Genomic DNA, 12,555 nt, shown 5'->3' with positions numbered 1-12,555 from the left:
TACCAACCGGTCGGTTCCTCACCGAGCCTCTCGGACAGGTACCTCCGCAGATACCGACACCATGAGAAACACGGTATACCGACGCATGAAAACCATGAACATCAAAGAGGAGCTGGCCCGCGTTTCCGTGGACCTCTTTGCCGCCCAGGGCTATGCCAACACCAGTGTGCAGCAGATTGTTGACGCCGCGGGGGTCACCAAGGGTGCGCTCTACCATTACTTCAATTCGAAGGATGACCTGCTCTTCGATATTTATGACCGCCTCCTCACCCTGCAGCAGCGCAACCTCGAAGAGATCGCCGGCCGGGATCTTCCGCTGGAAGAGACCGTCCGGACCGTTTGCGAGGACGTCATCATTACTTCCATCGAGTGGATCCGTGAAGGTGCCGTTTTCTTCCGGTCCCAGCACATGCTCAGCCCCGATCGGATGGAAGAGGTAAAGACCCGCCGCCGCCGGTACAACGAGGTGTTTGCAGCGCTGATCGCCCGCGGCCGGGCCGAGGGGGTTTTCCGCAGCGACATCCCCACCGCCGTCCTCGTGGCCAATTTCTTCGCCAACCCGCACTACCTCTCGTACTGGTACCAGCCGGACGGAGCCCTGACCAAGCAGCAGGTCGCCAAACATTTGACCGATCTCTACCTCGCCGGGCTGCGGCCCGCAGCGCCTGAAGGAGCAGCAGAATGAAAGCCTGGAACGTCGTTACCCTTGCCGAGCCGCGGGAAGCACTGCAGCTCACCGAGCAGCCCTCCCCTGTGCCCGTGCCCGGCTCCCTGATGCTGAAGACCCGCGCCGTGGCCCTGAACTTCCCCGATGTGCTGCTGTGCCGCGGGGAATACCAGGAGAAGCCGGAACTGCCCTTCGTTCCCGGCATTGAACTGTGCGGCACCGTCACGGGAATCGGCGACGGCGTCACGGGCTTCCGCCTCGGGGACCGCGTCAGTGCCACCCATCTGGGCGTCATGGCCGAAGAGGTGGTGGTTCCCGCCGCCTCGGCCTTTCCGGCCCCGGAGTCACTGTCCGACGCCGAGGCCGCCGCACTGTGCATCGGTTACCAGACGGGGTACTTCGGGCTGCACCGGCGGGCACGGATCGCCCCCGGTGAGACGCTGCTGGTCCACGCCGCAGCCGGAGGTGTGGGAACGGCTGCGGTGCAGCTGGGCAAGGCAGCCGGAGCCACCGTGATCGGGGTCGTGGGCAATGAAGCCAAACGCCGGGTAGCGGAGCAGGCCGGAGCTGACCTAGTGGTCAACCGGACCAGTGAAGACTTCGTCGAGGTGGTCAAGGAAGCCACCGGCGGACGCGGCGCGGACGTCGTCTACGACCCGGTGGGCGGTGAAACCTTTGAGCGTTCCACCCGCTGCATCGCCTTCGAGGGGCGGATAGTCGTCGTCGGGTTTGCCGGCGGGACCCTGCAGACCGCCCGAATGAACCACGCGCTGGTCAAGAATTATTCAGTCCTGGGACTGCACTGGGCGCTCTACACCAAGAAGGCTCCGGAGCTGGTTGCCGAAGTTCATGAACAGCTCACCCTCCTGGCCGACAAAGGGCTGATCCGCCCGGTGGTCACCGAAACCGTCCCGTTCAGCAACGCCCCTGATGCCATCCAGCGCCTCGGCGAGGGCAGGACCGCAGGGCGGGTGGTGCTGACCCTTTAGCGGCGGGACCTGGAGCCGGACAGAACGGTGATCTAGGCCAGCACGTACAGGGTGATCCAGTCGGCAACCACGGCAGGCTTCTGAGCCCCTTCCAGTTCGATCGTGACACCGGTGACAACGCGGATGCCCTGGGCCGTGGCTTCGACCTTGGCCAGCTCGGAGACCAGCCGGACCCGGCTGTTCACGGGCACCGGGTGGGGAAACCGCACGCGGTCCAGTCCGTAGTTGATGCCCATGACGGTTCCGTCCAGGCTCACCCGGTCCGCGGCCAGCGCCGGCAGCAGCGAGAGCACCAGGAAACCGTGCGCAATGGGAGCACCGAACGGTCCGGCAGCGGCCCGTTCGGGATCAGTGTGGATCCACTGCTGGTCATCGGTGGCATCGGCAAACCGGCGAATACGGTCCTGGTCGATCGTGATCCATCCGCTGGTTTCCCGTTGGCCAACGGCTGCCTCCAGCTCCTGCACCGACGTAAAGTGTGCCATTGCTAGGCCCTCGGTCCGCCGGCGACGTACAGCACCTGTCCGGAAATGAAGGAGGCTTCCTCCCGGATGAAGAAGGATGCCGCCGCCGCGATGTCCGCCGGTTTTCCGGCCCGGCCCACCGGGATTTCCGCCACGGCGTGCTGGACAAAGTCAGCGAACGGCACTCCGACCCGCTCCGCCGTCGCCCGGGTCATGTCGGTTTCGATGAAACCCGGTGCAATGGCGTTGACGGTTACGTTGTACCGCCCCAGCTCAATGGCCAGGGTCTTGGTGAAGCCCTGCAGCCCGGCTTTGGCCGCGGCGTAGTTGGCCTGGCCGCGGTTGCCCAGCGCCGATGTGCTGGAGAGGTTCACGACGCGCCCCCATTTCTGGTTCACCTGGTGCGCCTGGACTGCCCGGCTCATCAGGAAGGCTCCGCGCAGGTGGACGCCCATGACGGCGTCCCAGTCGGTGTCCGTCATCTTGAAAAGCAGGTTGTCGCGCAGGATACCGGCATTGTTGACCAGGATGGTCGGCGCACCGAGTTCCCCTGCAATCCGGGAGACCGCTGTTTCCACGGCACCGGCATCCGCCACATCCGCACCCACGCCCACGGCCTTCCCGCCGGAGTTGTTGATGGCGTCCACCGTGGCGGCTGTATCCTCTTCCCGCAGGTCGATGACTCCAACGCGGTGGCCGTCGGCGGCGAGCCGCGCGGCAATGGCCGCACCGATGCCGCGTCCGGCACCGGTAACGATGGCGGTGCGCTGTTCAGCGGGCGCCTGGGACTCTGTCATGTCTCTCCCTCAGAAGTGTGCTGCGTCATATCGTGAGCTGAGCGTACCGACCGGGCGGTACGCACGCAACGCATTCGCTCCGCCCTGCTCCCAAGCCTCGCGCCGCGGCGCCTTCAGTACCGGCTAGGCCTGCCCGCAGTGCGCATAGAGATCCCGCAGCAGTGCCACCTCGGCCAGGTGATGGATCATCTCGCGGTGGATGTGCAGAACCAGTTCCGCCATCTGCGCCTGCGCCCAGGGGCCCTCCGCCTCGCCCGCCGGAGCGGCGAGCGCTGCGTCGTCCAGTGCTGAGACCGACCCGATCCAGGTCCCGTAATACTCATCCAGCAGATCCAGGGCTTCGGCCGCCGTCCCGGGATAGTCAAAATCCTCATAGCTGACCGCCGGTCCGCCGAAATGAGAAGCGTTGCGGGCACCCAGCACACCCACCAGGATGTGCCCGATCCGCCAGGCAATGGTGGTCACCGGTGCCGGCACCGGCTCCGGATACTCAAAGTCGATGGTGAAATCCCCGCTCCCGCCCTGCATTCCGGCGGTTCCAGTTCTCCGCGGCCGGACATTCCAAGCCTCCGGCACGGGTTCCCAGAAGTACTCGTCATCAGTCAGTCCCTGCAGCCGCGGCCGGGCCTGGTTTTCCCAGTGCCACTGCATCTGACCAGTCAGCAGCCGCGGAATATCCAGCGTCTCCGCTCCGGCTCCCCTGGATTTCTCCTGCTCGTGTTCCATGAATCCCGCCGTCCTTGTTCGTTGTGTTCTTTTCGGACCTTCATCCGCTTATCACCCTAAAAACGGTTGCGGACAGCTTTTGTCCGCATCCGGGGGTACTTTTGGACCATGTTGGAAACGTCAGCGAGATTGCTGCACCTGTTGTCGCTGCTGCAGATGAGACGCGAGTGGACGGGAGCTGCGCTGGCGGACCGCATGACCGTCACCGAGCGCACGGTACGGCGCGACATCAGCAAGCTGCGCAGCCTGGGCTATCCCATTTCGGCGTCCCCGGGCATCGCCGGCGGTTATCAGCTGGGTTCCGGAGCCCAGCTTCCGCCCCTGCTGCTGGACGATGACGAAGCGCTCGCCGTTGCGCTCGGGCTGACCGCCGTCGCCACCGGACCGGTGTCCGGAATCGGCGAGGCATCGGTTCGTGCCCTGGCCAAGCTCGAGCAGGTGCTCCCGGGACGGCTGCGGCCCAAGTTCTCCGCCCTGCGCCAATCCGTCAGCGTTCTGGGCGGCAGTGCCGCCACTGTGGATCCGCAAACCCTGACCGCGCTGTCCGGCGCCATTGCCGAGAAGCGGGTGGTCGCCTTCCGGTACACCGCGGCGGGAGCAGCACAGGGACGGCGCCTGGTGGAGCCGTACAAGCTCGTCAGCACCGGCCGGCGCTGGTACCTCGCGGCCTGGGACCTGGAGCGCCGGGACTGGCGGACCTTTCGGATGGACCGCTGCCAGAGCATCCCCTCCATCCGCGAGCGCTTCTTTCCCCGCCCCCTGCCCGCAAAGGACATGGCTGCCTACGTCCAGGACTCCATTACGCGCTTTCCCTACCGGTACGACGTCGTCCTGCGGCTGGCCGCTCCCCTGGCTGAACTGCGGGATCGGATTCCGCCGGAGGCAGCCGCCCTGGAAGCCGACGGCCGGGAGCACACCATCCTGCGCGGGGGCTGGGATTCCCTGGACCTGCCCCTGATGCGCCTGGCTGCCCTGGGTGTCGATTTCGAGATCCTGGCTCCGGCTGAAATGCGGGACCGGGCACGGGCCGCGGCGGCTCTGCTTCAGCGGGCCGCCAATGTCCAGCCCTCGGCGGAATACGGAAAAGCGGGAGACTCCAGCCATTAGACTGGAAGCAATCATGGCACTGACTATTTCTTACCCCGCCCAGCTGCCCGTTTCGGAGCGCCGCGAAGACATCATGGCGGCCATTGCCGCCAACCAGGTGACGATCATCGCGGGCGAAACCGGTTCCGGCAAAACCACCCAGATCCCCAAGATGTGCCTGGAACTCGGGCTGGCGGAGAAGGGCCTGATCGGCCACACCCAGCCGCGGCGGCTGGCCGCACGCACGGTGGCAGAGCGCATCGCGGAGGAGCTCGACGTCGAGCTCGGCGCGGAGGTGGGCTACCAGGTGCGCTTCACCGGCGAAACCAGCCGGCAGACTAAGGTCAAACTGATGACGGACGGCATCCTGCTGGCCGAAATCCAGCACGACCGCAAGCTGAAGAAATACAGCACCATCATCATTGATGAAGCCCATGAGCGCAGCCTGAACATCGACTTCATCCTGGGTTACCTGCGCAGGCTCCTGCCGGAACGGCCGGACCTGAAGGTCATCATCACCTCGGCCACCATTGATCCGGAACGCTTTGCCGAGCACTTTGCGGCCGACGGCAAGCCGGCGCCCATCATCGAAGTTTCCGGGCGGACCTTCCCCGTGGAAATCCGTTACCGTCCGCTCAACCAGCCGGCGGACGGCGGATCGGACGACGAAGACGCCGACGATGAGCTGGAAGAAGACCGCGACCCGGTGGACGCAGTCTGCGACGCCGTCGAGGAACTCTCCCGCGAAGCTCCCGGAGACATCCTGATCTTCTTCTCCGGCGAGCGCGAAATCCGCGACGCGGCCGACGCCCTGCGCTCGTCCGTGCAGCGCGTGCCGCGCCTGGCCAACACGGAGATCCTGCCCCTGTACGCACGGCTCTCCCTGGCGGACCAGCACAAGGTCTTCCACCCCGGCAAGCACCGGCGCATTATCCTGGCTACCAACGTCGCTGAGACGTCCCTGACCGTGCCGGGCATCAAGTACGTCATCGACACCGGCACCGCGCGTATCTCCCGCTATTCGCACCGCACCAAGGTCCAGCGCCTGCCCATCGAGCGCATCTCCCAGGCCTCCGCCAACCAGCGCTCGGGCCGCTGCGGCCGTGTCTCGGACGGCATCGCCATCCGCCTTTACTCGCAGGAGGACTTTGAGGCCCGTCCGGAGTTCACGGACCCCGAGATCCTGCGCACCAACCTTGCCGCCGTCATCCTGCAGATGTCCGCCATGGGCGTGGCCAAGGGACCCAAGGACGTGGCGGACTTCCCGTTTGTCCAGCCCCCGGATTCCAAGGCCATCAACGACGGCGCCACCCTGCTGAAGGAACTTGGCGCCCTGCAGCCGGCCGGCGGCATCACCCCCGTGGGCCGCAAACTTTCCCAGCTGCCGGTTGATCCCCGGCTGGGCCGGATGATCGTGGAAGCCGGAGCCCGCGGCTGCGCCAAGGAAGTCATGGTGCTCACGGCCGCGCTGACCATCCAGGATCCGCGCGAACGCCCTTCGAAGGACGACGCCGCACGCGCCCAGAAAGCAGCCGAACTCCACAAGCGGTTCGTGGATGAGAACTCGGACTTCACCGGGTACCTGAACCTCTGGCGCTACCTCCAGGACAAACAGAAGGAACTCTCGTCGTCGGCCTTCCGCCGCCTCTGCAGGAACGAGTTCCTGAACTATCTGCGTATCCGGGAGTGGCAGGACCTCTTTGCGCAGCTGCGCCAGATCGCCAAGCCGCTGGGCATCACGCTCTCCCCCGGCCCGGTGGACCCGGTGGCCCACGACAAAGAAATCCACATGAGCCTGCTCGCGGGCCTGCTCAGCCACATTGGCCTCTACGACCAGCGCAAGCGCGAATACGCCGGTGCACGCGGCACCCGCTTTGCGGTCTTCCCGGGTTCGGCCCTGTTCAAGAAGTCTCCGGACTGGGTGATGGCCGCGGAACTGGTGGAAACCTCCCGGCTGTGGGCGCGGGTCGCGGCCAAATTCGATCCGCTGTGGGTGGAGGAAGTGGCTCCGCACCTGATCAAGCGCTCCTACAGCGAACCGCACTGGTCCAAGAGCCGCGGCTCGGTGATGGCGTATGAGAAGGTCACCCTCTACGGTGTCCCGGTCATCCCGCAGCGCAGCATCAACTACGGCCGGGTGGATCCCGAGCTGTCCCGTGAAATGTTCATCCGCCATGCCCTGGTGGAGGGTGACTGGCGGACCCACCACAAGTTCTTCCACCGCAACCAGGCGCTGCTCGCCGAAGTGGAGGAGCTGGAAAACCGGGTCCGGCGCCGCGGCCTGCGCGTGGATGACGAGACGCTGTTCGAGTTCTACGACGAGCGCGTGGGCAAGGATGTGGTTTCGGAACGGCACTTCGACAAGTGGTGGAAGAGCGCCCGGCATGAAAACCCGGCCCTGCTGGACTTTGATCCCGATGCCCTTCGCACCGACGACGCCGCCGGCCTGGATGAGAATGATTTCCCGAAGAGCTTCCGCTACGGGGACTTTGACCTGCCCCTGTCCTATGAGTTCTCCCCGGGCATTGCCGGAGCCGGCGACGGCGTCAGCGTGGAGGTCCCGGTCCTGTTTCTTAACCAGCTAGATCCGGAACCGTTCAAGTGGCAGATTCCGGGCCTGCGCGCCGAGCTCATCACGGCGCTGATCAAGTCCCTGCCCAAGGCCGTCCGGAAGAACTTCATTCCGGCGCCGGACGTGGCGCGGGCCGCCGCAGCTGCTCTGGCCGCTGACTTCGATCCGGCCTCGGACGCCCTGGAACCCTCCCTGGAGCTGGCCCTGCGCCGGCTCAAGGGTCACATTATTCCGCCCGGTTCCTGGAACTGGGACGCCGTTCCCGAACACCTGCGCATGAGCTTCTGCGTGGTGGACGGCTCCGGCAAGGTCCTGGACGAAGGCAAGGACCTTGCTGCGCTGCAGGAATCCCTGGCGCCCGCCACCCGGCGCGCCATTGCAGAATCCCTCGGCGCCACCCCCAAAACCGTGACGCCCAAGAGTGCCGGCAAGCGCGGAGGAAAGTCCTCCAACCCGGGCGCAAACGCCGGGCCGGGCCAGCGCTCCGGTGCGGTGTCGCCGGACACGGTTGCCTCCGGGCCCTCGATGGCCGAACAGTCCGGGCTGACCGAGTGGAGCGTAGGCACCGTCGAGAAGCAGGTGCAGCGGCTCGTCGCCGGACACACGGTCACCGGATACCCGGCCCTCGTGGACGAAGGCAAAACCGCCGGCCTGAGGATGTTCCAGAGCGCCGGAGAACAGGCAGTTGCCATGCGCGGCGGCGTTATCCGGCTGCTGGTCCTGCGCGTTCCCAGCCCGGCCAAGTACGTGCTGGAGCACCTGAGCAATACCGAAAAACTAACCTTCAGCCAGAATCCGCACGGTTCGGTGGCCGCCCTGATCGAGGACTGCACCCTGGCCGCCGTGGACAAGCTGACGCCTGAGGTGCTGCCGTGGACCCGGGCTGAGTTCGACGAGCTGTATGAAAAGGTCCGGGCCGAGCTGATCGACACCGTCTTCACCGTGACCGCCACGGTGGAGAAAATCCTGTCCAGCACGCGGCGGATCACCAAGGCGCTCAAGGGAACGCAGTCGCTGGCCCTGATCAGCGCACTGAACGACATCCGTGCCCAGCTGGATTCCCTGGTCTACCCGGGGTTCGTGGCCCGCACCGGCTATGCACAGCTCACCCACCTGCCGCGTTACCTGGCCGGTATTGAGCGCCGGCTCGAGAAACTGCCCACCAATGTGCAGCGCGATGCCCAGCAGATGACCGTGATCCAGGCGCTGGAGGATGACTACGACGACGCCGTTGCCGCCCTGCTGCCCGGCGCCGGAACCCCGCCGGCGCTGACCGAGGTCCGCTGGATGATCGAGGAACTGCGGATCAGTTTCTTCGCCCAGGAGCTGGGCACGGTGCGCTCCGTCTCGGAAAAGCGGATCCGTACGGCCCTGAACGCAGCCCTGGCTCCGTCCTAGGCAGCAAATCCCTCCGGTTTGGGAAGAATCGGCCACTCTCCTCCGCCGCTAGGCTGTTGCCATGCCGCATCCGCCTCAGACCCTCGTCCCCGTTCCGGATTACCGCCGGACCGCGAACCGCCGCACCTTTTCCGAGCTGCCCGACGTCCTGCGGGAACGGTTGGCGGTCCACGCCGGCGGACGCATCGTCTCGGTCCGCAGCGCGGGCGGCGGGTTCACCAACGGCTTCGCCGCCGTACTGGGCAGCGAAACGGGCGGGCAGGTTTTCGCCAAGGCGGCACCGGCCTCGGATTCGCTCATTTACCCGGCCTATGAGCGCGAGTCCCGGGTTGTCCCCCTCCTGCCCGGGGCAATGCCCGTACCCCGCCTGCGCCTCGCGGAGCACCATGTGGTGGACGGCGTGGACTGGCAGCTGCTGGCCTATGAGGCTGTGGAGGGCCGGATGCCGGGACAACCGTGGAATGAAGCCGATCTTGCGGCGGTGGAGAGCGCCTGCGTCAGCGTCGCCGAGCGGCTGTCACACTTTCCGGCGGCGCTGGCCGGGAACCCGCTGGCCGAGGACATGGCGCAGGTTCCCTCCCAGTTCGCGCCGATCGCCGACGGCGGTCCCAGCCCGTGGTTCTTGCCGGAGCTGGAGGCCGGGCAGGCCCGCCTGTTCCAGTCCGCACTGGATGTGTGCCCGGAAGCCCTGGCCGGGGACGCCGTCCTGCACGGGGATCTGCGCCCGGACAACATCCTCATCAGCTCCGGCCGGGCGCTCATCTGCGACTGGAATTTCCTGGGCACGGGTGCAGCGTGGACGGACTGGGTTGGGGTGCTGCCCTATGCCCGCGGGGGCGGGCTCGACGCCGATGCCTGGCTGAGGCGCTCAGTGCTCACCCGTGACGTGCCGGCAGAATACATTGACGCCTGGCTGGCGGCGCTGCTCAATTACATGATCCATTCGGGGCTGCAGCCGGAGGTCGCGGCGAGCCCGCATCTGCGCAGCCACGGCCGCTACACCGCCGAGCTCATCTGGAACTGGGCCGTCAGCCGGCAGCAGGCCTGAGGGGAGGGTTGCCCCGGCCCGCACGGAACTGCAATCCCTGCGGGCTACGCTTCGGGTACAAACTCCCCGTGCCCGGCGTCGCGCAGCGCCTGGCGGAGCTTGTCCGCATTGGCATCCATGCGCTCGGGGTCCGGATTGGAATCCGCGCGGCTGAAGTCGAAGTCCTGCAGCGAATTGGTGGGCCACACGTGCAGGTGCAGATGATCCACTTCGAACCCGGCAATGCTCAGCCCGGCCCGCTCGGAACCGAACGCGGCAATCTGCGCTGAGCCGATGGCCTGCGCAACGGCGGTCAGTTTCTGCAGCAGGTCCGCCGGAGCGTCAGTCCATTTGTCGACCTCCAGGCGGGGCACCACCAGGGTGTGGCCGTCGCTCAGCGGACCGATGCTCAGGAACGCCGCCACGTCGTCGTCCTTCCAGACAAAACGTCCGGGAATTTCGCCGTTGATGATCTTGGTGAACAAAGTGGGCACGGTGGCTCCTTGGTCGGGAGAAGTGGACGGATGCGGGGAACCGGCGGCTGCGCCTGCGGGAACCTGCGTATCGGCAGGAATCCGCAGGTGCAGCGGCGGGGGTACTGGACGGCCGGTCATCATCCTTAGACGCTATCGCTTTCTCCCCGTGCCGGGCCATTCCCCGGGCTGCGGCCCAACGGCCACCGGTGAACCCTTCGTGGATGACCACTGCGACCAGGACCCCGGATAGAGCGCCGCCTTGTAACCGGCAACTTCCAGCGCCACCACGTCATGGGCTGCGCTGACGCCCGATCCGCAGTACACCGCCACGGGCGCGCCTCCGCGCACTCCCAGGGCCTCATAGGCTGCCCGCAGCTCCTCCGGGGAGCGGAAGGTTCCCTCCTCCGTCAGGTTGTCTCCGGCGGGAGCGTTGAAAGCTCCGGGAATGTGTCCGGCCCGGGGATCAACAGGTTCGCGGTCGCCGCGGTAACGTTCCTTTGCCCGCGCGTCCAGAAGCCGTCCGGCCGCAACAACGCCCGGAACATCCCACATTTCCACCACCGGCATCCGGCCCCAGGACAGCTCGACGCTGCCTTCGGCGGGCACCACGTCCCCGCCCTCCAGTGCCAGCCCCGCCCGGTGCCAGGCGACGACGCCGCCGTCGAGCACGTACGCAGCATCCAGGCCCGCGTGGCGCAGCAGCCACCAGGCCCGGGCCGCCGAGGTTCCGCCCACGGCGTCATAGGCCACCACGGTGTCCCCCGGGTTGATGCCCCAGCGGCAAGCGGTGCGCTGGAAATCCTCGCGGTCCGGCAATGGGTGACGTCCTGCGGAACCGGACCCGGAGGGCGCCGCCAGGTCCTTTTCCAGGTCCACGAACACTGCCCCGGGAATGTGACCGCGCTGGTACTGCTTGTGCCCGTCGGTATGGCCCAGGGCCCACCGCACGTCCAGCAGGACCACCGGATCATCCGAGGCCAGCAGCTCCTGCAGCCCCGGGACATCGATCACCGGGCCGGTCATACCTGCACCGAGTCTCCGCTGGACAGGTGCTGGTACACGGTGCCGTACATCTCCCCGAAACGCGTGACATGGCCCTCAGCGAGGCCCAGGCCGGCCTCGTTCAGGAGCGCGTCGTGAATGGGATAGGCGCGCTCCGCCCCGGAGGCGATGACAAAGTCAATAACCTCCCCCACCTTGGACCAGGGTGCGTGGAGGGGCACCAGCAGGGTCTGCACGTTCACTCCGTTGGGAATGACGAATGAATCGCCCGGGTGGTACAGCGTCCCATCAATCAGGTAGCCGATGTTGGCCACCATCGGCACCAGCGGATGGATGAGGGCATGCTGGCCGCCGAAGGACTGCACCTCAAAGCCCGCCGCGGTAAAGGTGCTGTTCGGCTCCACATCGAGGATCCGGTCTGCAACGCTGCTGCCGGCCACGGTGTTGGTGCCGTTGTTCGTTCCGCTGCCGGCGCCCGACGCCGAACGCAGCCGGGAAGCCAGGGCCGCCGGGGCATAAAGCACCACATCGGTGTTCGCCGTCATCTGGGCCAAAACCCGGTCCTGGTCCAGATGGTCGGCATGCTCGTGGGTGATCAGGACGGCGGATGCTCCGTCCAGGGCCTCTTCAACTTCGGAGAATGAGCCGGGATCCAGTACCAGGACATTGCCGTCCCGCTCCAGGCGCACGCATGAATGGGTGTACTTGGTCAGTTTCATACGGGTCACAGTACCCCGCAGGACCGGGATCGTCCCGGTACCCGACAGCGCCGCGGCAGGGGCGTTGCGTCCCGGGTGCGATAATCTGGAAGCTGCACCGGCGGCGCCGGACCGGCTGCGCAGATTCAGTTGCTGCACACCGGGTCCGGGATCAACTCTGCCATCCGGCTCCGGCCTTACCGTTCCAAGGAGTGAGCATGTCATCCGAGACGTCCCGGCAAGCCAAGCGGGCCCCGGAACAGCGGGTCACACGCCAGCGCCTTGCAGTTGGCAGAACCCTGGATGAGCTGGACGATTTTGTCAGCACGCAGGAACTTTACCGCCTGCTGCATGACCGCGGCGACAGCGTCTCGCTGGCCACCACCTACCGCATCCTGCAGTCCATGGCCGAGGAAAACCAGGTGGACGTCTTGCGCAACAGTGACGGCGAGGCGCTGTACCGCCGCTGCGCAGTGGAGCACCACCACCATCACCTGGTGTGCCGCCGCTGCGGCAAGGCCGTGGAAGTGGAGGCCCCGGCCGTTGAGGCCTGGGCTGCCGGGCTTGGTGCGCAGTACGGGTTCACCGATGTTGCCCATACCGTGGAGATTTTCGGGCTTTGCCCCGAGTGCAGCGTCTGAGCGTTCAGCCGC

The 12,555-nt window shown here is 66.4% G+C and carries 12 protein-coding genes; 6 read left to right on the top strand and 6 right to left on the bottom strand.

Annotated elements, in window-relative coordinates; all coding sequences use genetic code 11:
* The first annotated feature begins 94 nt into the window (after positions 1-94).
* Positions 95-685, top strand: a complete 591-nt coding sequence (locus ACIQXM_RS11900) for a TetR/AcrR family transcriptional regulator (protein WP_400931665.1) — start codon at positions 95-97, stop codon at positions 683-685.
* Positions 682-1,656: an NADPH:quinone oxidoreductase family protein gene (locus ACIQXM_RS11895; protein WP_400931663.1), complete on the top strand. Its 975-nt coding sequence runs from the start codon at positions 682-684 to the stop codon at positions 1,654-1,656. Before ACIQXM_RS11900 ends, ACIQXM_RS11895 begins: the two co-directional genes overlap by 4 nt.
* Positions 1,657-1,688: 32 nt before the next feature.
* On the opposite strand, the gene ACIQXM_RS11890 is transcribed toward ACIQXM_RS11895, so the two are convergent.
* The 3 genes from ACIQXM_RS11890 to ACIQXM_RS11880 form a co-directional block, all read right to left on the bottom strand.
* Positions 1,689-2,141: a MaoC family dehydratase gene (locus ACIQXM_RS11890; RefSeq protein WP_400931661.1), complete on the bottom strand. Its 453-nt coding sequence runs from the start codon at positions 2,139-2,141 to the stop codon at positions 1,689-1,691.
* 2 nt (positions 2,142-2,143) lie between these two features.
* On the bottom strand, positions 2,144-2,917 hold the full coding sequence (gene fabG, locus ACIQXM_RS11885) for a 3-oxoacyl-ACP reductase FabG (RefSeq protein WP_400931659.1): 774 nt from the start codon (positions 2,915-2,917) through the stop codon (positions 2,144-2,146).
* A 123-nt stretch (positions 2,918-3,040) separates the two neighbouring features.
* Positions 3,041-3,643 carry a DinB family protein gene (locus ACIQXM_RS11880; protein ID WP_400931657.1) on the bottom strand — a complete coding sequence of 201 codons (603 nt, stop codon included), beginning with the start codon at positions 3,641-3,643 and terminating at the stop codon, positions 3,041-3,043.
* A 108-nt stretch (positions 3,644-3,751) separates the two neighbouring features.
* On the opposite strand from ACIQXM_RS11880, the gene ACIQXM_RS11875 reads away from it, so the two are divergent.
* The 3 genes from ACIQXM_RS11875 to ACIQXM_RS11865 all read left to right on the top strand — a co-directional run bounded on the left by ACIQXM_RS11875 (position 3,752) and on the right by ACIQXM_RS11865 (position 9,747).
* Positions 3,752-4,750, top strand: a complete 999-nt coding sequence (locus ACIQXM_RS11875) for a helix-turn-helix transcriptional regulator (RefSeq protein WP_400931655.1) — start codon at positions 3,752-3,754, stop codon at positions 4,748-4,750.
* 13 nt (positions 4,751-4,763) lie between these two features.
* Positions 4,764-8,699, top strand: a complete 3,936-nt coding sequence (hrpA, locus tag ACIQXM_RS11870; RefSeq protein WP_400931653.1) for an ATP-dependent RNA helicase HrpA — start codon at positions 4,764-4,766, stop codon at positions 8,697-8,699.
* A gap of 61 nt (positions 8,700-8,760) precedes the next feature.
* Entirely contained in the window at positions 8,761-9,747 is a 987-nt protein-coding gene (locus ACIQXM_RS11865; RefSeq protein WP_400931651.1) for a phosphotransferase family protein, read from the top strand.
* Positions 9,748-9,791: 44 nt separating this feature from the next.
* On the opposite strand, the gene ACIQXM_RS11860 is transcribed toward ACIQXM_RS11865, so the two are convergent.
* From ACIQXM_RS11860 to ACIQXM_RS11850, 3 genes are all read right to left on the bottom strand, one after another.
* Positions 9,792-10,220, bottom strand: a complete 429-nt coding sequence (locus ACIQXM_RS11860; protein WP_400931649.1) for an HIT family protein — start codon at positions 10,218-10,220, stop codon at positions 9,792-9,794.
* Positions 10,221-10,352: 132 nt separating this feature from the next.
* A complete protein-coding gene (locus ACIQXM_RS11855; protein ID WP_400931647.1) occupies positions 10,353-11,225 on the bottom strand; it encodes a sulfurtransferase in 873 nt (290 codons plus the stop codon).
* Entirely contained in the window at positions 11,222-11,923 is a 702-nt protein-coding gene (locus tag ACIQXM_RS11850; RefSeq protein ID WP_400931909.1) for an MBL fold metallo-hydrolase, read from the bottom strand. The genes ACIQXM_RS11855 and ACIQXM_RS11850 overlap by 4 nt, the downstream gene beginning before the upstream one ends.
* 197 nt (positions 11,924-12,120) lie before the next feature.
* Here ACIQXM_RS11850 and ACIQXM_RS11845 point away from each other — a divergent pair, with 197 nt between their 5' ends.
* Positions 12,121-12,543 carry a Fur family transcriptional regulator gene (locus tag ACIQXM_RS11845; protein ID WP_400931645.1) on the top strand — a complete coding sequence of 141 codons (423 nt, stop codon included), beginning with the start codon at positions 12,121-12,123 and terminating at the stop codon, positions 12,541-12,543.
* The last annotated feature ends 12 nt before the right edge of the window (positions 12,544-12,555 follow it).

Origin of the sequence: Arthrobacter sp. NPDC097144, assembly GCF_044762205.1 — a bacterium.
GTDB lineage: Bacteria > Actinomycetota > Actinomycetes > Actinomycetales > Micrococcaceae > Arthrobacter_B.
The sequence above is the reverse complement of the archived record's forward strand: the minus strand, read 5'-3'. Positions and strand labels throughout refer to the sequence as shown.